This window comes from Streptomyces sp. NPDC002817 (genome assembly GCF_053592055.1).
Map to the genome: position 1 here is coordinate 1 of NZ_JBSFUY010000015.1, position 22,648 is coordinate 22,648.

Annotated in this window: 20 protein-coding genes; 14 read left to right on the plus strand and 6 right to left on the minus strand. The window is 70.7% G+C overall.

From position 1 onward, the window contains the following. Positions 1-1,076: homocysteine S-methyltransferase family protein (locus tag ACWD3I_RS26080; RefSeq protein ID WP_451084190.1), on the minus strand; the 1,076-nt coding region annotated here is incomplete at its 3' end. Positions 1,077-1,381: 305 nt separating this feature from the next. Here ACWD3I_RS26080 and ACWD3I_RS26085 point away from each other — a divergent pair. The 5 genes from ACWD3I_RS26085 (at position 1,382) to ACWD3I_RS26105 (ending at position 7,293) form a co-directional block, all read left to right on the plus strand. Further along, positions 1,382-2,146 carry an IclR family transcriptional regulator gene (locus tag ACWD3I_RS26085; protein ID WP_365407705.1) on the plus strand — a complete coding sequence of 255 codons (765 nt, stop codon included), beginning with the start codon at positions 1,382-1,384 and terminating at the stop codon, positions 2,144-2,146. Between the two features lie 337 nt (positions 2,147-2,483). Further along, the gene (locus ACWD3I_RS26090; RefSeq protein WP_365407708.1) at positions 2,484-3,284 is read left to right on the plus strand and encodes an MIP/aquaporin family protein; all 801 of its coding nucleotides are present in this window, start codon (positions 2,484-2,486) and stop codon (positions 3,282-3,284) included. 75 nt (positions 3,285-3,359) lie between these two features. Next, positions 3,360-4,901: a glycerol kinase GlpK gene (gene glpK / locus ACWD3I_RS26095; protein ID WP_365407711.1), complete on the plus strand. Its 1,542-nt coding sequence runs from the start codon at positions 3,360-3,362 to the stop codon at positions 4,899-4,901. A gap of 51 nt (positions 4,902-4,952) precedes the next feature. Beyond that, on the plus strand, positions 4,953-6,569 hold the full coding sequence (locus ACWD3I_RS26100; protein WP_365407714.1) for a glycerol-3-phosphate dehydrogenase/oxidase: 1,617 nt from the start codon (positions 4,953-4,955) through the stop codon (positions 6,567-6,569). 154 nt (positions 6,570-6,723) lie between these two features. Further along, the gene (locus tag ACWD3I_RS26105; RefSeq protein WP_365407717.1) at positions 6,724-7,293 is read left to right on the plus strand and encodes an SMI1/KNR4 family protein; all 570 of its coding nucleotides are present in this window, start codon (positions 6,724-6,726) and stop codon (positions 7,291-7,293) included. Here ACWD3I_RS26105 and mtnK read toward each other — a convergent pair. From mtnK to ACWD3I_RS26125, 4 genes are read right to left on the minus strand one after another with little or no spacing between them, the layout of a single operon-like run. Beyond that, positions 7,282-8,454 (minus strand): S-methyl-5-thioribose kinase, encoded by a 1,173-nt coding sequence (gene mtnK / locus ACWD3I_RS26110; RefSeq protein WP_365407720.1) that lies wholly within the window; start codon positions 8,452-8,454, stop codon positions 7,282-7,284. The genes ACWD3I_RS26105 and mtnK overlap by 12 nt on opposite strands. 15 nt (positions 8,455-8,469) lie before the next feature. Beyond that, on the minus strand, positions 8,470-9,516 hold the full coding sequence (locus ACWD3I_RS26115) for an ABC transporter permease (protein WP_046256604.1): 1,047 nt from the start codon (positions 9,514-9,516) through the stop codon (positions 8,470-8,472). 38 nt (positions 9,517-9,554) lie between these two features. Further along, positions 9,555-11,084, minus strand: coding sequence for a sugar ABC transporter ATP-binding protein (locus tag ACWD3I_RS26120; protein ID WP_365407724.1), 1,530 nt, complete (start codon positions 11,082-11,084; stop codon positions 9,555-9,557). Next, a complete protein-coding gene (locus tag ACWD3I_RS26125; protein ID WP_365407728.1) occupies positions 11,071-12,168 on the minus strand; it encodes a substrate-binding domain-containing protein in 1,098 nt (365 codons plus the stop codon). Before ACWD3I_RS26125 ends, ACWD3I_RS26120 begins: the two co-directional genes overlap by 14 nt. A 535-nt stretch (positions 12,169-12,703) precedes the next feature. On the opposite strand from ACWD3I_RS26125, the gene ACWD3I_RS26130 reads away from it, so the two are divergent. From ACWD3I_RS26130 to mtnB, 3 genes are read left to right on the plus strand one after another with little or no spacing between them, the layout of a single operon-like run. Continuing rightward, complete coding sequence (locus tag ACWD3I_RS26130; RefSeq protein ID WP_365407731.1) at positions 12,704-13,303, plus strand: 1,2-dihydroxy-3-keto-5-methylthiopentene dioxygenase; 600 nt, start codon at positions 12,704-12,706, stop codon at positions 13,301-13,303. Further along, positions 13,300-14,034: an acireductone synthase gene (mtnC, locus tag ACWD3I_RS26135; RefSeq protein WP_365407734.1), complete on the plus strand. Its 735-nt coding sequence runs from the start codon at positions 13,300-13,302 to the stop codon at positions 14,032-14,034. The genes ACWD3I_RS26130 and mtnC overlap by 4 nt, the downstream gene beginning before the upstream one ends. Next, a complete protein-coding gene (gene mtnB, locus ACWD3I_RS26140) occupies positions 14,031-14,639 on the plus strand; it encodes a methylthioribulose 1-phosphate dehydratase (protein ID WP_327716077.1) in 609 nt (202 codons plus the stop codon). Before mtnC ends, mtnB begins: the two co-directional genes overlap by 4 nt. Before the next feature lie 60 nt (positions 14,640-14,699). On the opposite strand, the gene mtnA is transcribed toward mtnB, so the two are convergent. Then, entirely contained in the window at positions 14,700-15,731 is a 1,032-nt protein-coding gene (mtnA, locus tag ACWD3I_RS26145) for an S-methyl-5-thioribose-1-phosphate isomerase (RefSeq protein ID WP_365407737.1), read from the minus strand. A 292-nt stretch (positions 15,732-16,023) separates the two neighbouring features. Here mtnA and ACWD3I_RS26150 point away from each other — a divergent pair, with 292 nt between their 5' ends. From ACWD3I_RS26150 to ACWD3I_RS26175, 6 genes are read left to right on the plus strand one after another with little or no spacing between them, the layout of a single operon-like run. Then, positions 16,024-17,073, plus strand: coding sequence for a BMP family ABC transporter substrate-binding protein (locus tag ACWD3I_RS26150; protein WP_365407740.1), 1,050 nt, complete (start codon positions 16,024-16,026; stop codon positions 17,071-17,073). Further along, positions 17,054-18,583, plus strand: a complete 1,530-nt coding sequence (locus tag ACWD3I_RS26155; protein ID WP_365407743.1) for an ABC transporter ATP-binding protein — start codon at positions 17,054-17,056, stop codon at positions 18,581-18,583. The genes ACWD3I_RS26150 and ACWD3I_RS26155 overlap by 20 nt, the downstream gene beginning before the upstream one ends. Before the next feature lies 1 nt (position 18,584). Continuing rightward, on the plus strand, positions 18,585-19,643 hold the full coding sequence (locus ACWD3I_RS26160; RefSeq protein ID WP_365407746.1) for an ABC transporter permease: 1,059 nt from the start codon (positions 18,585-18,587) through the stop codon (positions 19,641-19,643). Beyond that, positions 19,643-20,509 carry an ABC transporter permease gene (locus ACWD3I_RS26165; RefSeq protein WP_365407749.1) on the plus strand — a complete coding sequence of 289 codons (867 nt, stop codon included), beginning with the start codon at positions 19,643-19,645 and terminating at the stop codon, positions 20,507-20,509. Before ACWD3I_RS26160 ends, ACWD3I_RS26165 begins: the two co-directional genes overlap by 1 nt. Beyond that, positions 20,506-21,258 carry a nucleoside phosphorylase gene (locus ACWD3I_RS26170; RefSeq protein ID WP_365407752.1) on the plus strand — a complete coding sequence of 251 codons (753 nt, stop codon included), beginning with the start codon at positions 20,506-20,508 and terminating at the stop codon, positions 21,256-21,258. Before ACWD3I_RS26165 ends, ACWD3I_RS26170 begins: the two co-directional genes overlap by 4 nt. Next, positions 21,255-22,550: an amidohydrolase gene (locus tag ACWD3I_RS26175; protein WP_365407755.1), complete on the plus strand. Its 1,296-nt coding sequence runs from the start codon at positions 21,255-21,257 to the stop codon at positions 22,548-22,550. The genes ACWD3I_RS26170 and ACWD3I_RS26175 overlap by 4 nt, the downstream gene beginning before the upstream one ends. The last annotated feature ends 98 nt before the right edge of the window (positions 22,551-22,648 follow it).

Sequence of the window (22,648 nt, forward strand, 5' to 3'; positions counted from 1 at the left end):
GCGTTCGTCCGCTCACCGATCGCCATGTACGACGTGTCCTGCCGGAACGGCACCGCCTGATACAGGGAGGCAGCACCCGGCTCGGGGCGCGGGCTCCGCTCGGTGGGCGCGAGGCCACGCACCCGCTCGACGACCTGGCGCAGATGCTCCGGCGTCGTACCGCAGCAGCCGCCGATGAGGGACAGGCCGTAGTCGCGGACGAAGTTCTCCTGCGCGTCGGCCAGTTCGGGCGCGGTCAGGGGGTAGTGGGCGCCGTCCTTCGTGAGGACGGGAAGGCCGGCGTTGGGCATGCAGGACAGCTGGATGCGGGAGTGGCGGGCCAGATAGCGCAGGTGCTCGCTCATCTCGGCGGGGCCGGTCGCGCAGTTCAGGCCGATCATGTCGATGCCGAGCGGCTCCAGCGCCGTCAGCGCGGCACCGATCTCCGAACCCAGCAGCATCGTGCCGGTCGTCTCCACCGTCACCGACACGATCAGGGGGACGTCGTATCCGGCCGTCTCCATGGCCCGGCGGGCGGCGATGACGGAGGCCTTGGTCTGGAGGAGGTCCTGGGTGGTCTCCACCAGGAGCGCGTCGGCGCCGCCGGCGAGCAGGCCCTCGGCGTTCTGCTGGTACGCGTCACGGATGGCACCGAAGGTGGTGTGGCCGAGCGTGGGCAGCTTGGTGCCCGGGCCGACCGAGCCGAGGACCCAGCGCCGGCGGCCGTCGCGGGCGGCGTACTCGTCGGCCGTCTCGCGGGCGATGCGGGCGCCGGCCTCGGACAGTTCGTGGACGCGCTCGGGGATGTCGTACTCGCCGAGGGCGGTCAGGTTGGCGCCGAAGGTGTTGGTCTCGACGCAGTCGACGCCGGCGTCGAAGTACTCGGCGTGCACCGAGCGCACGATGTCGGGCCGGGTGACGTTGAGGATCTCGTTGCAGCCCTCGAGCTGCTGGAAGTCCTCCATCGTGGGGTCCTGCGCCTGGAGCATCGTGCCCATCGCCCCGTCGGCGACCACCACACGGGTGGCGAGCGCCTCACGGAGCGCGGACGCACGGGTCCGGCTGTCGGCGGAAGGGGTCGGTGGCAACGAGGCCATGAAAGGGCTCCCTGTGGGTGCGACGGCTGTCGGCTTTGCGTCCTGCCGCGGGGCTTCCCACAGCGGGCGCACGCCGTCAGGGTAGCCGGGACCCGACCCGAACGGTCAGAGCGTCCACGGGACGGACGAGGATGCCGGGCAGGTCATTCCCGGGATACGAGTGACGCGAGCGTGCATCACAAGTGACCTAAAGGTGTCGTACGACCATTGGCGGTTGGTCGGCATGGACTAGTAGTGTTCGACATTGCCGAACGGCGGCAGCGACGTCGCGGGTCGACGGCGAAGGGGACGGAGGCAGAACGGCGATGGCACGGAACATCCAGTCGCTCGAACGGGCGGCCGCGATGCTGCGCCTGCTCGCGGGCGGCGAGCGGCGGCTCGGCCTCTCGGACATCGCCTCGGCCCTGGGCCTCGCCAAGGGCACCGCGCACGGCATCCTGCGCACCCTCCAGCTGGAGGGGTTCGTCGAGCAGGACGAGGCGTCCGGGCGTTACCAGCTGGGCGCCGAACTGCTGCGCCTGGGCACCACGTATCTCGATGTGCACGAGCTGCGGGCGCGCGCCCTGGTGTGGACCGACGATCTGGCCCGGTCCAGCGGCGAGAGCGTCTATCTGGGCGTCCTGCACCAGCAGGGCGTGCTGATCGTGCACCACGTCTTCCGGCCCGACGACAGCCGGCAGGTGCTGGAGATCGGGGCCATGCAGCCGCTGCACTCCACGGCGCTGGGCAAGGTGCTGTCGGCGTACGACCCGGTGGCGCACAGTGAGGCCATCGAGGCGGACCGCAAGACGTTCACCGATCGCACGGTGTCCGAGCTGGACGCCTTCGAGAACATCCTCGACATCACACGCGCGCGTGGCTACTCCGCGGACGTGGAGGAGACCTGGGAGGGCGTGGCCGGTGTGGCCGCCCCCATCCACGACCGGCGACGGATGCCGGTGGGCGCGGTCGGCATCACGGGGGCCGTGGAGCGGCTGTGCCGGGACGGCGAGCTGCGTCCCGAGCTGATCGCGGCCGTACGGGACTGTGCCCGCGCGGTGTCGCGGGACCTGGGCGCCGGGCGCTTCTAGAAGTCGGTAAGAGCACACCGGGACGCCCTTTCGGCGTTCCGGTCTTCGCCATACCCTGAAGCGGACATATCGGGCGAGTCCCTATAGCAGCCTCATATGAAGATCGATAGCTCACAGCAATCAATAACGATCGTGCTTTCGATAACAGAACCCTTGACGCACGCGTAACGCCGGAGCGAGACTCCCGTCCATCGGTCGGCATTGTCGAACACCTACCGGCAATACGCGCTAGAGTGTGACAACGCCAAGGGCCGGCACAGCTCTCACCCGAGAGCAGCTCGAACCTCCGGAGGGACCCGGGGTTCGGTCCCCTGGACGAAGGACAAAGGAGTCGCGGGTGTCCAGCTCCGACATCTTCATCGGCGAGACCATCGGTACCGCCATACTCATCCTGCTCGGCGGCGGCGTCTGTGCGGCCGTCACGCTGAAGGCCTCCAAGGCCCGCAACGCCGGCTGGCTCGCCATCACCTTCGGGTGGGGTTTCGCCGTACTGACGGCCGTCTACACCTCCGCACCGCTCTCCGGCGCGCATCTGAACCCGGCCGTGACCCTGGCGCTCGCGCTCAAGGACAACGGCATCGAGTGGAGCCAGGTCCCGACCTACTGGGGCGGGCAGCTGCTCGGCGCCATGATCGGTGCCACCCTGGTCTGGGTCGCCTACTACGGCCAGTTCCACGCCCACCTCACCGACAAGGAGATCGTCGGCGGTCCGGGCGCGCAGGCCACCAAGACCAAGGCGGTCGAAGCCCAGGAACAGGGCGCGGGTCCGGTCCTCGGCATCTTCTCCACCGGTCCGGAGATCCGGAACGTGGTGCAGAACCTGGCCACGGAGATCATCGGCACCATCGTGCTGGTGCTCGCCGTCCTCACGCAGGGCCTCAACGACGGCGGCAACGGCCTGGGCACCCTCGGCGCTCTGATCACCTCGCTGGTCGTCGTCTCGATCGGTCTGTCTCTCGGTGGCCCGACCGGCTACGCCATCAACCCGGCCCGTGACCTCGGTCCGCGTATCGTGCACGCCCTCCTGCCGCTGCCCAACAAGGGCGGTTCGGACTGGAGCTACGCGTGGATCCCGGTGGCCGGTCCGCTGATCGGCGGCGCGATCGCTGCGGGTATCTACAACGTCGCTTTTGCTTAGAAGACCCTCGCAGCACGAGCCTCGCAGCACGCGGTACCCACAGCTTTCCGACCCAGGACCTTTCAGGAGCACACCGTGACCGACGCGCACACCGCCGGCCCCTTCATCGCCGCCATCGACCAGGGCACCACCTCCAGCCGCTGCATCGTCTTCGACCGCGACGGACGCATCGTCTCCGTCGACCAGAAGGAGCACGAGCAGATCTTCCCGAAGCCGGGCTGGGTCGAGCACAACGCCAACGAGATCTGGACCAACGTCGAGGAGGTCGTCGCCGGAGCCATCCAGAAGGCCGGCATCACCCGCGACGACATCAAGGCCATCGGCATCACCAACCAGCGTGAGACCACGCTGCTCTGGGACAAGAACACCGGTGAGCCCGTCCACAACGCCATCGTCTGGCAGGACACCCGCACCGACGCGCTCTGCAAGGAGCTCGGCCGCAACGTCGGCCAGGACCGCTTCCGCCGCGAGACGGGCCTCCCCCTCGCCTCGTACTTCGCCGGCCCGAAGGCCCGCTGGCTCCTCGACAACGTCGAGGGTCTGCGCGAGCGCGCCGAAGCCGGCGACATCCTCTTCGGCACCATGGACAGCTGGGTCATCTGGAACCTGACCGGTGGTGTCAACGGCGGCAAGCACTACACCGACGTCACCAACGCCTCCCGCACCATGCTGATGAACCTCCACACGCTGGAGTGGGACGAGAAGATCGCCGAGTCCATCGGCGTGCCGCTCGCGATCCTCCCGGAGATCCGCTCCTCCGCCGAGGTCTACGGCGAGGTCGCCGGCGGCAAGCTGGGCGAGCTGCTCGGCGGCATCCCGGTCGCCTCGGCGCTCGGTGACCAGCAGGCGGCCCTGTTCGGCCAGACCTGTTTCGCCGAGGGCGAGGCCAAGTCGACGTACGGCACCGGCACCTTCCTGCTGATGAACACCGGCGAGAAGCCGGTCAACTCGTACAACGGCCTGCTCACCACGGTCGGCTACCGGATCGGCGACCAGAAGGCCGTCTACGCCCTCGAGGGCTCGATCGCCGTCACCGGTTCGCTGGTGCAGTGGATGCGCGACCAGATGGGCCTGATCTCCACCGCCGCCGAGATCGAGACGCTCGCGCTCTCGGTCGAGGACAACGGCGGCGCCTACTTCGTGCCGGCCTTCTCCGGTCTGTTCGCCCCGTACTGGCGCTCCGACGCCCGCGGTGTGATCGCCGGCCTGACCCGGTACGTCACCAAGGCGCACCTCGCACGCGCCGTCCTGGAGGCCACGGCCTGGCAGACCCGTGAGATCACCGACGCCATGACGAAGGACTCCGGTGTCGAGCTCGCGGCCGTCAAGGTCGACGGCGGCATGACCTCCAACAACCTGCTGATGCAGACCCTCGCCGACTTCGTGGACGCCCCCGTGGTCCGCCCGATGGTCGCCGAGACGACCTGCCTCGGCGCCGCCTACGCCGCCGGTCTCGCCGTCGGCTTCTGGACCAGCACCGACGACCTGCGCGCCAACTGGCGCCGGGCCGCCGAGTGGACCCCCAACATGGCCGCAGAGAAGCGCGACCGTGAGTACAAGAGCTGGCTCAAGGCCGTCGAGCGGACGATGGGCTGGCTTGAGGACGAAGAGAGCTGACGAGAGCCACTCGTAGGCTCAGCACGCTCTGATGAGGAGTAAGAACCCGAAATGACCAGTCAGACCACCCTGCAGTCCGTGCCTGCCCTCGGTACGCGCCCGGCCTCCGGCTCCAACCCGAGCCGCGCCGAGACCCGGGAGCAGCTCTCCAAGGCGTCGTACGACCTTCTCGTGATCGGCGGCGGCATCCTGGGCATCTCCACTGCCTGGCACGCCGCGCAGTCCGGCCTGCGGGTGGCCCTGGTCGACGCCGGCGACTTCGCCGGTGCCACCTCTTCCGCCTCCTCCAAGCTTCTCCACGGCGGTCTGCGCTATCTGCAGACCGGCGCGGTGAGGCTGGTGGCGGAGAACCACTTCGAGCGCCGTGCGGTCTCCCGTCAGGTGGCTCCCCACCTGGCGAACCCGCTCACGTTCTACCTCCCCGTGTACAAGGGCGGGCCGCACGGCGCCGCGAAGCTCGGGGCGGGCGTCTTCGCCTACTCCGCGCTCTCCGCGTTCGGTGACGGCGTCGGCCACCTCCTCTCGCCGGCCAAGGCGGCGCAGGACGTGCCCGAGCTGCGCACCGACAACCTCAAGGCCGTCGCCGTGTACGGCGACGACCAGATGAACGACGCGCGCATGGCGCTGATGACGGTCCGCGCGGCCGTCGAGGCGGGCGCGGTGGTCCTGAACCACGCCGAGGTGACCGGCCTGAGGTTCACCAAGGGCCGGGTCACGGGCGCCGAGCTGCGCGACCGCCAGTCCGGCGACGAGTTCGGCGTCAGCGCCCGTCTCGTCCTCAACGCGACCGGCCCGTGGGTCGACCACCTGCGCAAGCTGGAGGACCCGAACGCGGCCCCGTCGATCCGTCTGTCCAAGGGCGCGCACCTGGTCCTGAAGCGGACGGCGCCGTGGAAGGCCGCGCTGGCCACCCCGATCGACAAGTACCGCATCACCTTCGCCCTCCCCTGGGAGGACATGCTGCTGCTCGGCACCACGGACGAGGAGTTCGAGGGCGACCCGGCGGACGTCTCGGTCACCGAGAAGGACACGGCCCAGATACTCGACGAGGCCGCGTTCTCCATCCGGGACCAGCAGCTCGACCGTGACCTCATCACGTACGCCTTCGCGGGGCTGCGCGTGCTGCCGGGTGGCCCCGGCAGCACCGCGAAGGCCAAGCGGGAGACCGTGGTGACCGAGGGCAAGGGCGGCATGCTGTCCGTCGCGGGCGGCAAGTGGACGACCTTCCGGCACATCGGCCGTACGGTCATGCAGAAGCTGGAGGCGCTGCCGGGCCACCCGCTGGGCGACGACTTCGAGCCGATCTCCTCGCTGCCGAAGAAGCTGCCGCTGCCGGGTGTCGCCAACCCGCGCGCGGTCGCGCACCGGCTGCTGGTCGACAACCCGGCGCCGGGTCCGCGCATGGCGGCGGACACGGCGAAGCACCTGGCCACGCACTACGGTTCGCTGGCCTTCGACATCGCCCGGCTGGCGAACGAGGACCCGGAGCTGGCCCAGCGCGTCCACCCCGACGCCCCGGAGATCTGGGCGCAGGTCGTCTACGCCCGGGACAACGAGTGGGCCGAGACGACGGACGACGTGCTGCGCCGCCGTACGACGCTGACGATCCGCGGCCTGGCCACGGACGACGTCCGCGCCAAGGTCCAGGACCTGCTCGACAAGAAGTAGACCTCGGGCCGGCCCCTCCCTGACCTGGCCGGCACCACCGAGAAACGGCCCCTCTCCCCTCTGGGGGCCGGCACGCGAAAGGGGCGGCTCCGCGCCGACGGAGCCGCCCCTTTCGTGTGCCCGCGTTGTCAGTGGCGGGTGTTTCCATGGGTGTATGAACATGGAACAGGCCGCCCCTGAGGATCTCGACGCGCTCCGGAAGGCGTTCGGCGTGGACGACGACGGTGCGTCGGCGCTCGGGTGGGAGGCGGTGTACGCCTTCGAGGCGGAGCACGGGATCGTGCTGCCGGAGCCGTACCGGACGTTCGTGGCGGAGATATCCGACGGTTCCTTCCAGGGGCCGCCGGAGTACGGACTGGTGGGGCTGGCCGAGCTGCCGTCCGACTGGGGCGGCGACGGCGCGGAGCGGAGCCTGGCCGAGCCGTTCCCGCTGACGGAGCCGTGGCTCTGGGAGGAGGACGAGGGGCCCTACGAGGACCCCGAGGCCGTCACCGGCCAGGTCTTCGACCACGGTTCCATCGTGCTCGGGACGGACGGGTGCGCGATGAACTGGCACCTCGTCGTCACCGGCCCGCACCGAGGGCACATCTGGCACGTCACGGACGTCGGCGCCATGCCCTTCGGCGCGGAGTTCGGCTTCACGACCTCCGCGCCCGGCTTCGCGGGCTGGGTGGGGCACTGGGCTGCCGGCAAGGAGTGGTTCGACGCCGAGTCAGCCGAGTGAGGCCACGACGTCGCGCACGGCCTGCGGTGACGTCAGCTCCTCGCGCCGCACGACGAGTTCCCGGCCCAGCAGCAGTGCCCGGCGGGACGCCGGTACCGGGTCAGGAAGAGTCGTCAGGTCGGTCAGATGGGCGAAGCCGATGATGCGGCGGATGATCTCCGTGCCGGCGTAGCCCACGGAGTCGGTCCAGACCCGGCGCAGGAAACGGTCCAGATAGGCGTCGTCGAAGAAGGTGTCGATGCGGGCCGGCCACAGCCGGCGGAACTCCGACTCGAACGCCTCCCAGGACAGGCGGAGTTGGCCGGGGTGGTCCGACAGCGTGCCCAGCGCGCGGGCCCGTTCCTCCGACACCAGCGCGTTGGCCCAGTACAGGCCGAGGTCGTAGCCGATCGGGCCGACGAAGGAGAACTCGGGGTCGAAGACCCGTATCACGGGGGCGCCCTCGCGTTCGCCGACCATGATGCTGCCGGTGTGCAGGTCGCCGTGGAGCAGGGCCTGGGCGCTGGTCATGAAGGTGTGGCGGAGATCGGCGACCTCCGTGCGCAGCCCGGCGTCGGCGCGGAACTCCTCCGCCAGGTCGTCCAGGCCCTCGTGCCAGTGATTGTGCTCGTGCTCGATGTACGGCTCCGACAGGACCACGTCCTCCGTGATCTTGCAGAGCTCCGGGCTGACCGAGGCCGCGATCAGCGCCTTGCGGTCGGCCGACGCCATGCCGAAGTCACTGGTCGCGAAGGAGAACTGGGCGACGAACTCGCCGGTCCTCGCCGAGGTGTGCGGTCCGTAGGAGGCGCCTTCGTTCAGCAGGGTCCGCAGCACCTCCAGGTCCGACATGTCCTCCATGACGAGGGCGTAGTTCTCGGGGTCGTAGCCGTGGATCGCCGGGATCTTGTCCGGGGCGACGCGGGCGACCTGCTCGTAGGCCCGTGCCTCGGCGTCGGCGCGGTCCGGGTTCATCGGCCAGGAGGGGCCGGCGACGCGGACCCAGGGCAGGGCCTGCTTGAGGGCGAGGCTGCGGGTGCCGTCGGCGTTCGACGCCAGGAACACCCGGTTCATGTTGCCGTCCGAGACCTCGCGGACCTGCGGATCGGCCGCCTCGCCCCAGTGGCCCCGCTCGCGCAGGTACGCGGGGATGTCGTCGGTCTCCAGGATGCGGTAGCCCATGGTCGGTGAACTCCCCTATGCGGTGCGGCGCTTGGACAGGGTGAAGCTGAAGACGAGGGCGAGGATGAGGACCGCGCCCTCGACGACGTCCTGCGTGTAGTACGGCAGGCCCTTGATGGTCAGGCCGGTCGTGATGATGCCGATCAGCACCGCGCCGAGGGCCGTGCCCCAGACGTTCGGGCGGCCGCGGCCGAGGACCGAGGTGCCGACCAGCGCGACCGCCACCGCCTCCAGCAGCTGGGACGTTCCGGCGCTCACATCGCCCTGGCCGATGCGGGACGCCAGGATGAGGCCCCCGATCGAGGCGAGGACCCCGGAGATGACGTAGGCGAGGGAGCGGTACGCGCCGACGCGGATGCCGGCCAGGCGGGAGGCCTCGGGGTTGGCGCCGATGGCGTACAGGACACGGCCCCAGCGGGTGCGGGCCAGGAAGACCCAGGCGGCGATCGTCAGGCCGCCGAAGACGAGGACCGAGATGGGGATGCCGAGGACCGTGCCCCGGTCGATCTTCAGGAAGCCGTCCGTGAACTTGCCGGGTGCCGTGGAGCCGTCGTCCAGGGTCATGCCCGGGGTGATCGACTGGCCGTCGACCAGGATGAGCTTGGTGCCCTGGATGACGAACATCGTGCCGAGCGTGGCCAGCATGTCGGGGATCTTCAGCACCACGATGAGGAGCGCGTTCAGCAGACCTGCCACCGCGCCCGCCGCGATCACCGCGATGATCGCGACCGTGCCGACCTGGTTGTGGACGACCATCGTCTGCGCGGCGACGGAGACGCCCAGTCCGGCGACAGCGCCGACGGACATGTCCATTCCGCCGACGGCCATGGTGAGGGTGACGCCGAGGCCGAGGATGGCGGCGACGGAGACGTAGCGCAGGGTGTCGAGGAGGGTGGCCGACTCGCGGAAGGAGCCCTCGCTCAGCGCGAAGTACAGGAAGAGCGCGACCGTCACGAAGATGAAGCCGTACTTGATGACGGCGTTCTGGACGCGCACGGCGGTGGTGGTGGCGGGCGGGATCGCCGCCTTCACCGGGACCTCGGTGCTCTGCTGGGTGGTCATGGGGGGCTGCTTCCTTCGGCGGCCGGTGCCAGCCGGGGCTAGACGGACACGGCGATGGTCTGGATCACGCGGTCGCGTTCCACGTCTTCGCCGTAGGCGTCGAGATGGATCTCACCGGACGCGAGGACGACGACCCGGTCGGCGATCTCGAGGATCTCGTCGACGTCGGCGGACAGGACGAGGACGGCGGCACCCTCGGCGGCGAGGGACCGGGCGCGGCGGCCGATGTCGCGCCGGGCGCCGATGTCCACGCCTCGGAACGGCTCGTCCAGAATGAGGACACGGGGCGTATGTGCCAGCCAGCGGCCGACGACGACCTTCTGCTGGTTGCCGCCGGACAGCTCCTCGACGGTGCTGTGTTCGTCGCGGGCGACGACGCCGAGCGCCTCGATGGTGGCGCGGCCGAGGGCGTCCTCCTTCCCGCGCTGGACGAGCCCCGCTCTCGACAGGGACTTCAGGAACGGCAGCGAGATGTTCTGCGCCAGCGACCAGCCGGGCACGAGGGCGTCGGCGTGCCGGTCCTCGGGGACCAGATGGATGCCGGCCCGGATCGCGTCGGCGGGCCGCCGGGGCGCGAAGTCCTTGCCGTCGAGCTCGACGGAGCCGGCCGCGAAGGGCTCGGCGCCGAACAGGCCGCGGGCCAGCTCGGTCTTGCCCGCGCCCAACAGGCCCACGACACCGGTGACTTCGCCGGCGCGGATGTCCAGGTCGAGAGGCGTGCGGCCCGCGAAGAGCCGTACCCCCCGAAGGGAGAGCACGGCATCGCCGGACGCCCCCTCGCGGACCGGGCGGGCCGTGGTCGTCTCCTGGGCCTGGGCGAGCATCGCCCGCAGGGCCGCGTCCCAGTCGAAGGGCTTGGCCTGGTCCTCGGTGAGACGTCCGTCCCGCAGGACGACCAGACGGTCGGCCAGCGCGTCGATCTCGCCGAGGCGGTGGGAGACGTAGAGCACCGCGATGCCGTCGTCGCGCATCTTCTCGACCAGTGCGAACAGGCGCTCCGCCTCGGCGGCGGACAGGGCGGAGGTCGGCTCGTCGAGGATGAGCAGGCGCGGGCGGGTGGCCAGGGCGCGGGCGAGGATCAGCAACTGGCGGTCGGAGATGCCGAGTTCGGTGACGTCCCGCTTGAGCAGGCTGTCGCTCCAGTCCAGGCCGAGGCCGGCCTGGATCTCGCGGGCGCGGGCGAGCAGTCTGCCCCCGTTCAGGAACGGGTTGCCCCGGCTCTGCGCCAGCTCCTCGAAGACCAGGTTCTCGGCGACCGTGAGGCCGGGCACGATGCCCTCGCTGATCCGCTGGTGCACGGTCTGGATGCCCAACTGGCGTGCGGCCAGCGGCGACTGGAGAGCTGCGGATTCCCCTGCGACCCGCACCTCGCCGCCGTGGTCGGTGTGCACGCCGGACAGGATCTTGATCAGCGTGGACTTGCCGGCGCCGTTCGCACCGAGCAGCGCGACGACGCTGCCCGGTGCGATGTCCAGTGAGACGGAGGCAAGGACGGTCTTGCCTCCGAAGGCCATGCTGACGTCGGTGAGACCGACCGCAGGCGTCTCAGTCGTCTCAGTGGGCGACATTCGAGATCCAGTCCGCGGTCGAGACCTGGGACAGGTTCAGGGCGGGCAGCGCCGTGCGCAGCTGGTCCATGTTCTCGATCTTGTTCTTGTTCAGGAAGTCCTGGGTGATGGCGACGGCCGGGAACTCGACGGAGGTCTTGTCCAGCTGGCCGGCCAGCTCCAGGGCGGTCGTGCGGACGACGGCGGCACCCACCGCGGACGGGTCGGTGCCCGCCGTGGCGACCCACGGGCTGTCGGCGGCGGTCATCTGCTGGATGTCGGCGTTGGAGACGTCCGCGCCGAAGACCTTCACCTTGTCCTGGAGCTTCTTGTTCTGGACGGCGAGGACGGTGCCCTTGGCCAGCTCGTCGTAGGGGGCGAAGACGCCCGCCACGTCCGAGTGCTGGGTGAGCGCGGCGGAGACCAGGGGAACGTTGTCGGTGGCCGTGGAGTCGGTCACCTTGCCGACCTTGAACTCCTGCTTCCAGCCCTGCGCGGCGAGTTCCTTGGTCCAGACGGTGTTCCGCTTGTCGAGGGCCGCGTAGCCGGCGACGTTGACGTAGCCGACCTTGGCGTCCTTGCCGACTTCCTTGGCCATCACGTCGAGGACGGCCTGGGCCATGCTCGCGTCGTCCTGCTTGGTCGAGACGACACCCTTGGTGGCCGTCTCGACGTCGTAGACGACGACCTTGATGCCCTTCTTCACGGCCTTGTCGATCTCCGGCTGGATGGTCGCCGGGAAGCCGTGGTCGATGATGATCGCCTTGGCGCCCGAGTTGATCGCGGAGGAGAGGTCGGTGGCCTGCTTGGCGTTGTCGGCCTGCGCGTCGTAGACCGTCAGGTCGATGCCGAGGGCCTTGGCCTGGGCCTTGGCTCCGTTGCCCCACTGCTCGAAGTAGTCGCCGGCGCCGCTCTGCCGGACCAGGGCGACCTTGACCGCGCCGTCGCTGAAGGGGGCGGGCTTCTTGCCGGTGGCGGCCGACGCGGAGGCGGCGGTGCTGCCAGTGTCCTTAGAGGCGTCCGTGGACTGTGAGCAGCCGGCGAGCAGGAGCGTGGAGACGGAGGCCAGCGAGAGCGCGGCGAGGGGGAGGCGGACACGGGGCATGAGGGGCTCCAGGTGCGGGGTGGTGCGAAGGGGGTGAAGCGGAGGGGAGCGCGCGACCCGGAGCGAGGGAAAGGAATGCGCCACCTCGAGCAGGGGTGGCGGCCCGCGGCGACAAGGGCGTGCGGGGGCTCCGGGTGGGGTCAGCGACAGCTGGCCGTGGCCGTCCGGAGCAGATCCACGTGCAGCCGCCGCACGAGCAGCAGCGTCTTCATGCACAGATCATGGGAACGATTCCGGCCATTCGTCAAAGCACTGAACATGCTTTCTCACTGCTTGAGACAACAACTTCGTCACACCGGGTTGACCTGCCGGGTCGAGTTACCATCACCGAACCGGCACCCCACCCCGGACCAGTGAGGCCCTGATGACGACACCACGCGCGACAGCGCTGCGCATGCCCCGCATGCCCCGCTGCTGTCCCGGCGCCGCGTGTCGCGGCTGACCAGCTGTCCGTCGCCGCCCCTCTTCCTGCCCCGCCCGTCCGGTGCTTGTCTCGGTATCCGGACATCCCTTCCAGACGCCTGGAGTTGTTCCCATGACCCTGCTGACGACCTGGTCCGAGTCCGGCCCCGAGACGCTGGTCCGCCGTACCTCGGACCCCGCCGAGATCGCCGAGGCCCTCAAGCCGCTCGGTGTGCGCTACGAGCAGTGGCCCATCCGCGAGGACGTCCCGTTCGACGCCGACAGCGACACGGTGTTCGCCGCGTACGGCCCGGAGATCGACAAGCTGAACGCCGAGGAGGGCTTCACCACCGTCGATGTCCTCGGCCTGCACCCGAGCGACGACCCGGAGTTCCCGGCGAAGGCCGCGGCCGCGCGCGCGAAGTTCCTCCAGGAGCACACGCACGACGACGATGACGAGGTCCGCTTCTTCGTCTCCGGCTCCGGCATCTTCTATCTGCACGTGAACGGCGAGGTCCACGCGGTCTTCTGCGAGAAGGGCGACCTGCTGGGCGTGCCGCGCGGCACCACCCACTGGTTCGACATGGGCACCAGCCCGTCGTTCACGGCGATCCGCTTCTTCCACGAGGAGGACGGCTGGATCGGCAACTTCACCGGCTCGACGATCGCCTCGCGCTTCCCGGACTACGACACGATCGCGGCGGGCTACGAGGCCGACAAGGCCGCGGCGTGACGCAGCAGGGCCTGACGTACGACGTGGACGCCGTGGTGCTCGACATCGAGGGCACCACGAGCGCCACGGGCTTCGTCGTCGATGTGCTGTACCCGTACTCGCGCGCGCGTTTCGGCGCGCTGCTGAACGAGCGGGCCGACGATCCGGACGTGGCGCGGGCCGTCGCGCAGGTGCGCGAGGAGCTGGGCGATCCGCAGGCCGACGCGGCCGCGGTCGAGAAGGCCCTGGGCGCCTGGCTCGACGAGGACCGCAAGGCCACGCCGCTGAAGACCCTCCAGGGGATCATCTGGTCCGAGGGCTTCGCACGCGGCGACCTCGTCTCGCACTTCTACGACGACGTCGTACCGAGGTTGCGTGTCTGGCACGCGGCGGGGGCGAGGCTGTACGTCTACTCGTCCGGCTCGGTGGCCGCCCAGCGGGCGTGGTTCACGAACAGCCCGGAGGGCGACCTCACCTCGCTCGTCTCCGGTCTGCACGACACCGAGAACGCGGGACCCAAGCAGGAGCCGGAGTCGTACCGCCGTATCGCGGAGTCGACCGGCATCGAGCCCTCGCGGCTCCTCTTCCTCTCCGACCGCCCCGGCGAGCTGGACGCGGCCCGCGCGGCCGGCTGGCACGCGGTGGGCATCCGGCGGCCCGGGGAGCCGTACTACGAGCAGGGCGTCGGCGACCACGCCGAGGCGGGGGCGTTCGACGAGATCACCATCAGCACCACCGGGAGCACCGTATGACCGCCGAGATCACCGAACTGGACCTGGAGGAGGCGGGGGCGGTCCTCGCCGCCGAGTCCGCGCGCTTCGCGGGCTTCGGCTGGATGCGGGGCACCTCCGGCAACCTGTCCGTCGTGCTCACCCGCGAGCCGCTGCGGCTGGCTGTGACGGCAAGTGGCCACGACAAGGGTGAACTGACGCCCGCGGACGTGGTGCTGGTGGACGGCCGGGGCGCCGCGGTGCGGGGCGGCAAGCCGTCCGCGGAGGCCGAGCTGCACGCGCGGGTCGCCGCGTTGACGGGGGCCGGGGCCGTGGTGCACGTCCACACGGTCGCCTCCGTGGCCATGGGCCGGCGGGAGCCGGGCGGGATCGTCTTCAAGGACGTGGAGATGCTCAAGGGCGTCGGCCAGCCCGCGCACGACGTCGAGGTGACGCTGCCGGTCATCGCCAACAGCCAGGACATGAAGGTGCTCGGGGACCGCCTGGAGGCGGCACGCGACCCGCGGATGCCGGCCGTGGTGGTCGCGGGGCACGGCCTGTACGTGTGGGGCGCCGATCCCCGTCAGGCGCGGCACCACACCGAGGTCGTGGAGTGGCTGCTGGAGTTGGAGCTGTCGCAGCGCTGAGCGGCACCAGGAAGAAGGGGACCTCCGGGCTCGGGGGTCCCCTTCTTCGTGCCGCGGGTTCTACTGCAGGTGGTCACCGGGCAGTTGGCCGGACGCCACCTCCAGCACGCCCCGCTCCGTCACCAGCCCCGTCACCAGCCGTCCCGGCGTCACATCGAAGGCGGGGTTGTGGCCGCGCGACCCGGCGGGAGCCGTCCGTATCCCGCCCCACTCCAACACCTCGTCCTCGCCGCGGAGTTCGATGTGGATCTCGTCGCCGGTCTTGGTCGACAGGTCCACGGTCGTCGTCGGCGCCGCCACCAGGAACGGGATCCCGGCGTCCGCGCACGCGAGCGCCACACCCACCGTGCCGACCTTGTTCGCGGTGTCGCCGTTGGCGGCGATGCGGTCCGCGCCGACGATCGCCGCGTCGACCTGGCCGCGCAGGATGGTGCCGGCGGCGGCGCCGTCCGCCTGGACGTAGTGCGGGATGCCCTCCTGGACCAACTCCCAGGCGGTGAGGCGGGATCCCTGGAGCAGGGGGCGCGTCTCGTCGGCGTAGACCACCTCAAGGCGTCCGCGCGCGTGGAGTTCGCGGATGACGCCGAGTGCCGTGCCCCATCCGGCTGTCGCCAGCGCGCCCGTGTTGCAGTGGGTCAGGATGCGCAACGGCCGGTCGGCGCCGACCATTTCGAGCAGCCAGTCGGCGCCGTGGACGCCCATCGCCCGGTTCGCCTCGACGTCCTCGCGCTGGACGGCGGCGGCCTCTTCCAGCACGGCGTCGAGGCCCTCGTCGAAGCGGGTCATCACGCGGTCCACGCACACCATCAGGTTGACGGCGGTCGGCCGGGCCTCCCGGATGCGTGCGACGGCGGCGCGCACCTCGTCCACCGACCACCCCTCGCGCTCGCCCTGCACCAGCGCGAGCGCGACGCCGTACCCGCCGGCCGCGCCGATCGCGGGCGCGCCGCGCACCACGAGCCGCTGGATCGCGTCGACCAGAGTGTCCACATCGCGGACAGCCATCGTCTCGTTGCGGTGCGGGAGCAGTGTCTGGTCGATGAGTGCGAGGCCGTTTCCGGTCCAGTCGACGGCACGCAATTCCTGGGGCATATCGGGACACTCCTGATGTTCCGGTGGTGTCCGGCCACGGTACATGACCTGGTAGAACCATAGTTCGAGACAGTCGGGCAGGTGTCCGGAAACGGATGCTACTGTCCGGCAATCAGTCCGCAGACCGAGACGAAGGAGGAAGCCCGTGCTGCTGACCAAGCGCCGTTTCCTCGACTTCGGCCGGTGTGCCGGTGACGGCTGTCGACGCTGACCCGTCCCCGTTCCAGCGTCCCCTCTCACCTCATCGCCGCTCCCGCCCGAGCGTGCCTCGCCGTACCCGGAAGGTCTCCCGATGTCCCGTAGACACCACCGTTCCCTGAAGCTCGCCGCCGCCACCGCCCTCATGGTCACCGCGGCCACCGCCTGCAACGCCGCCGCGAAGAGCGACGCCTCCGACAGCGCGAGCGGCGGCAGCGGCAAGACCTTCACCCTCGTCACGCCCGACGCGGTCGGTCAGAACGAGTTCCTGAAGCTCGCCGTCAGCGGCGTCAAGGACGCGGCGAAGCAGCACGACGGCTCGCAGAAGGTCTACGAGTCCACGGACACCGCCTCCCAGCAGCAGAACGTCCAGGCCGCGGTCGACGCCAAGCCGGACGTCATCGTGCTGGTCGGCTTCGAGTTCGCCGACCTCGTCGCCCAGCAGGCTCAGAAGAACCCGAAGCAGCAGTTCCTGATCATCGACGCCTGCACCACCAAGACCTTCAAGAACGTCGGCTGCGCGGTCTTCCGCGAGCACGAGGGCGTCTACCTCGCGGGCGCCGAGGCCGGTCTGCTCAGCAAGTCGGGCAAGGTCGGCGCGGTCGACGTCCTCGACACGCCCCAGTTCCGCCGCTACAGCGACCCGTTCGCGGCCGGCGCCAAGAAGGTCGCCGCCAAGACCGAGACGTCGACGCGCTTCGTCGGCGGCCAGTCCCCCTTCGACGACTCGGCGCGTGCCAAGGAGCAGGCGAACACCCTGCTCTCCAAGGGCTACGACCAGATCATGGCGGCCGCCGCGGCCGGCAACTACGGCGTCTTCGAGGCCGCGAAGGCCAAGGGAGCCTACGCGTACGGCGTCGACGTCAACCAGTGCGTCTCGGCGCCGGGCACGGTCGTCGACAACGTGATCAAGCGCACGGACGTCGCCGTGGAGAAGGGCATCGAGTCGGTCCTGGCCGGTGAGACAGGCACCGTCTCCTACGGCCTCAAGGAGGGCGGCATCAGCCTGACCGGCCTGGAGGACGGCGTCGACTCGTCGAAGTGCGTGATCGCCGACCACAAGGACGTCCTGGCGAAGGTCGAGGAACTGCGCGACCAGATCGTCTCCGGAGAGCTGAAGGTCGATGACCCCGCCGCGAGCTGACGCCGAGGGCCTGGCAGTCGAGCTCCGGGGAATCACCAAGCGGTTCCCCGGCACGCTCGCCAACGACTCCGTCGACCTGACCGTCCGCCACGGCGAGATCCACGCCCTGATGGGCGAGAACGGCGCGGGCAAGTCCACGCTCATGTCGATCCTGTACGGCATGGAACGCGCCGACGCGGGCTCGATCCGCGTCGACGGCCGTGACGCGCACTTCGCCAGCCCGAGCGACGCGATGGCCGCCGGGCTCGGCATGGTCCACCAGAGCTTCAAGCTGTTCGACTCGCTGACGGTCGCCGAGAACGTCGTCTACGCCGCCGAGCCGCGCCGCTTCGGCCTGGTGGACCGCGCCGCGGCCCGCCGCCGGGTGCGCGAGCTCGCCGAGGAGCACGGCCTCGCCGTGGACCCGGACGCGCGCGTCGGTGATCTGCCCGTGGGTCTGCGCCAGCGCGTGGAGATCCTCAAGCTGGTGCACCGCGGTGCCCGCACGCTGATCCTCGACGAGCCGACGGCGGTGCTCACACCGGCCGAGGCGGACGCCTTGTTCGCGGTGCTCAAGTCGCTGGCCGCACAGGGCCGTACGGTGATCCTCGTCACGCACAAGCTCCGCGAGGTGCTGGAGGGCAGCGACCACGTGACCGTCCTGCGGGACGGCAGGGTGGTCGCCCGTCTGGTCACCGCGGAGACCTCCGCCGACGAGATCGCGGCAGCCATGACCGGCCGCGCGGTCGAACTCGACCGCGTCCACGCCGAGGGCACACCCGGAGATGCCGTACTGGAGGTGACCGGGCTCGCCACCGACGGGGTGCACGACGCCGGACTCACCGTCCGCGCCGGCGAGATCGTCGGCATCGCGGGCGTCGCGGGCAACGGCCAGAGCGAGCTGATCGAGGCGCTGGCCGGTCTGCGGCCGACCACCGCAGGGCGGGTGACTCTCAAGAACGAGGACATCACCCACGCCTCCGCCACCGAACGCCGCCTCAAGGGCCTGGCGTACGTCCCCGAGGACCGTCACGCGGTCGGTACGGCGCCCGCGGCGTCCGTCGCCGACAACCTCGCGATGGGCCACCACCGTACGTCCCTGTCCGCCCGCGGCCTGCTGCCGCCGACGGCCGTCCGGGCGCACGCGCAGCGGCTGATCGAGCGGTTCGGCGTCAAGGCGTCGAGCCCCGAGGTCCCCGCCTCCGCGCTGTCCGGCGGCAACCTCCAGAAGCTGCTGATCGGCCGCGAACTCGCCCACGACGCCCCGCTGTTGCTCGTCGAGCAGCCCACGCGCGGTGTCGACATCGGCGCCATCCAGAACATCCACGACCAGATCGTCGCCTACCGCGACGCCGGCCACGCCGTCCTCCTCGTCTCGGCCGAACTGAGCGAGATCCGGGGCCTGGCGGACCGGGTGCTGGTGATGTACGGAGGCCGGATCACGGCGTCGTACGACAAGAACGAGGCGGACGAACGGACGCTGGGCCTCGCGATGGCGGGCGCCCGGGTCACGGTGGAGGCCGTCGACTGACATGAACAACCGGATATCCGGAGCCCTGCGCTCCCCCATCACCTTCTCCGTGCTCGCCGGCGTCCTCATCGGCGCGCTCTTCCTGGTCGGCACCGGCGCGGACCCGATATCGGCGTACGAGGCGGTCCTCACCGGCTCGCTCGGCGCCGACGGCATCGGCTCCACGCTCACCACCGTCACCAGCGTGCTCGGCATGGCCCTCGCACTGGCGATCCCGCTGCGTGCCGGGCTCATCAACCTCGGCGGCGACGGCCAGCTGGTCCTCGGCGGTATCACCGCGGCCGTCACCGGCCTGTACTCCCCGCTGCCGGCGCCCCTCACCGTCGTACTCGCGCTGCTTGCGGGCATGACGGCGGGCGCCGCCTACGCCACGCTGGCCGCCCTGTGCGAGAACCACCTCGGCGTGCCGCTCCTGGTCAGCAGCCTGCTGCTGAGTTACCCGGCGGTCTCGCTCGCCTCCTACCTGGCGCGCTACCCACTCAAGGAGCCAGGCTCCAGCCTGCCGCAGACACGGGCGATGCCCGACGGCGTGGCGCTGCCCGCCTTCGGCGACTCCACGGTCACCCTCGGTCTCGTTCTGGTCGTTCTCGCGGCGGCCGCGTACTGGTTCACGGACAAGCGGACCGCGTTCGGGTACGAGATACGCATGACCGGTCTCAACGCCCGCTTCTCCGCGTACGCGGGTGTCGAACGCCGGGGCCTGACCCTGAAGTTGATGTCCGTGTCGGGAGCGATCGCCGGACTCGTGGGCGCCATCGGGGTGTTGAGCTTCCCGTACCGCTTCGTCGACGGCTCGCTCACCGCACCCGGCTACACCTGGACGGGCCTCACCGCCGCCCTGCTGGCCACGGCGGCCCCGCTCGGTACGGTGATCGCGTCCTTCTTCTTCGCCGTCCTCGCGGTCGGCGGTCTCGCGATGGAGCGGACGACCGAGGTGCCGCGTGAGCTGACCCAGGTGCTCCAGGCGATCGTGATCGTGTTCCTCGCGGCCCGGCTGGCCTTCCCGCGCTTCACTCGCCGCAAGGCCAAGGCCGGCGTCGACGTCAAGGAGGCCGTGTGATGTTCTTCGACTCCGACCTCCTCATGTCGGCGCTGCGCGCGCTGACCCCGATCCTGCTGGCCGCGCTCGGCGGAGCCGTCTGCGAGCGTGCAGGCGTCTTCAACATCGGCCTCGAAGGCATGATGCTGATGGGCTGCTTCACCGCCGTGGCCACGAGCTGGTTCACCGGCAGCCCCTGGCTGGGAGTGCTCGCGGCGGCGCTGGCCGCGGCGGCGTACTCGCTGATCCTCGCGGTCGGGACGGTCACTCTGCGCGGGGACGCGGTGGTTCTCGGCATCGCGATGAACCTGCTGGCCGTGGGCCTGACGAGCTTCCTGCTCCGTACGGTCTTCGGCGTGCAGGGCACCTTCGACGACCCGTCCCTCCTCGGCCTCCCCCTGATCGGCGGCCTCAGCCCGCTCGCCTATCTGTCGTGGGCGGCGGTCGCGGTGGCCGCGGTGATGCTGTCCCGGCATGTGTGGGGACTGCGCCTCCGCGGGGTCGGCGAGGCACCGGACGCGGCGGCCACGCTCGGGGTCAGCCCGGCGAGGTACAAGTACGCGGCCGTGCTGGTCTCGGGTGTCCTGTGCGGTCTCGCCGGGGCCCAACTCGCCCTCGGCAACGTCACGTTGTTCACCGAGAACATGACCGCGGGCCGCGGCTGGATCGCCGTCGTCGCCGTGATGCTCGGTCGCGCCCTGCCCCTCGGTGTGCTGCTCGCCGCGCTGCTCTTCGGTCTCGCCGAGGCGGCCGGCTTCCGTCTCCAGGGCCTCGGCCTGCCGCAGCAGGCGACCGACGCCGCGCCGTACGTCGTCACGCTCGGCGCCCTCTTCCTCACCACGGCGCGCCGTCGCCGTACCCGTCCGTCCACCGGAGCCGCCGCATGACGCAGGACCTGCTGCCCATCACCCGCATACCCCGCACCGGCCTGCCGGCGCACGCGGTCGTCGTCGGCGACCCGGCGCGCGCCGCGGCCGTCGCCGCGCTGCTCGACGGGGCCGAGGAGGTCTCGTACCACCGCGAATACCGTACGTTCAGCGGCAGTTGGAAGGGCCTGCCGGTCGTCGTCGCCTCGCACGGGGTGGGCGGTCCGGGCGCGATCCTGCTGTTCCAGGAGCTCGCGGACGCGGGGGTCCACACCATCCTGCGGTTCGGCACGGCGGGCGCGATGAAGCCCGGGATCGGCGACGGCGACCTCGTCATCGCGGAGGCGGCCGTCCGCGACGACGGCGTCACCCAGCAGCTGCTCCCGCCGGAGTACCCCGCGGTCTCCTCCCCCGAGGCGGTCATCGCACTCCAGCGTGCGGCCCGCGAGGCGAACGCCCCGCACCACCGCGGCATCGTCTGGACCCGGGCGGCCTTCCAGCCCGGCCTCCTCCCGCTCTTCTCCTACGACGGTGCCGGCCTCGCCGCCATCGAGATGGAGCTCTCCGCACTGCTGGTCACGGCGTCGCTGCGCGGGCTGGTCGCGGGCGGCGTCCTCGTCATCGACGGGGCGAACGCGGACGAGCTGGTGGACGAGGAGGGCGCCAGCGCCTACGACCCGCACCGCGATGTCGTCGCGGCGGGCGTCGAGCGGGGTGCGGTGGTGTCGCTGGAGGCGCTGCGGCTGCTGGCGGAGGAGTACCAGGCGTGAGCATCGACCTACTGATCCACGGCGGCGACGTCCTGACCGTGGACGACGAGGGAACTGTCGTACAGGACGGGGCTGTTGCCGTCCACGAGGGCGAGATCGTCGCCGTGGGTTCCGCCGAGGAGCTGAGTACGCGCTTCACGGCCGCCGAGTCCATCGACGCCACGGGCTGTCTCGTCCTCCCGGGGCTGGTCAACACCCACACCCACCTCGCGATGACCCTGCTGCGCGGCCGCGCCGACGACGTCACCCTCCAGGGTTTCCTGGAGCGGGTGCTGAAGTGGGAGGCCGAGCTGCTGACGCCGCAGAACGTGGCGGCGGCGGTGCGGCTGGCGGTCGCCGAGAGCGTACGGGCGGGGGTGACCTCGGCGCTCGACATGTACTGGTTCCACGAGGCGGCGGAGCAGGCGGCCCGTGAGGCGGGCTGGCGGCTGCACACGGGGCCCACCTTCATGGACGTGCCCGGCCCGCCCGACGGCATCGCCTACGAGGAGCGCCTGGACTGGGCGCGCCGGGATCTGGCAGCCCGCGGCACGGCCCGCCCCGGTACCCGCCCGGTCCTCTTCGCGCACTCCACGTACACCCTGAGCCCGGACCAGCTCACCGAGATCTTCGCGCTGGCCCGGGAGTTCGGGGCCCTGCTGCACATCCACGCCTCGGAGAACGCGACCGAGGTCGCCACCGTCGAGGTCAAGTACGGCAGGCGTCCGGTGGAGCTGCTCGACTCGCTCGGTCTGCTCGGCCCGGACGTGCTGCTCGCGCATGCCGTGGACCTCACCGGACCGGAGATCGCGGCGCTGGCCCGCACCGGCACGGCGGTCGCCCACTGTCCGGTGTCCAACCTGAAGCTGGGCTGCGGGATCGCGCCGGTGCCGCGGCTGCTGAGCGCCGGGGTGACCGTCGGGCTCGGTACGGACGGGGCCGTCAGCTCCAACACGCTGGATGTGCTGGGGGCGGTGCGGCAGGCGGCGCTGGTGCACAAGGCGGGCGGCGACCCCACGGCGGTCGGCGCCGAGCAGGCGGTACGCATGGCGACGATCGAGGGTGCGCGGGCCCTGGGGCTCGGGGAGCAGCTGGGCTCGCTGGAGGCCGGGAAGCGGGCCGACCTCGTCGTGCTCGACCTGGACGCACCACACCTGCGGCCCCTGCACGATCCGTGGTCGACGCTCGCGTACGCGGCGCACTCGGCGGATGTGCGGGACACCGTCGTCGACGGGCGGGTTCTTCTGCGGGACCGGGTGCTGACGACGCTGGACGAGCATGCGGTGATCGCCGATCTGGAAGACCTTCTCTGAGCGGGGCGTTTGGCACCCCGATCGGCAGGGCGGCCCCCATAATGGCGTAAGACATCGGATGTCTTGACGGGCATGCGGGAACCACTGGGAGGCCGACC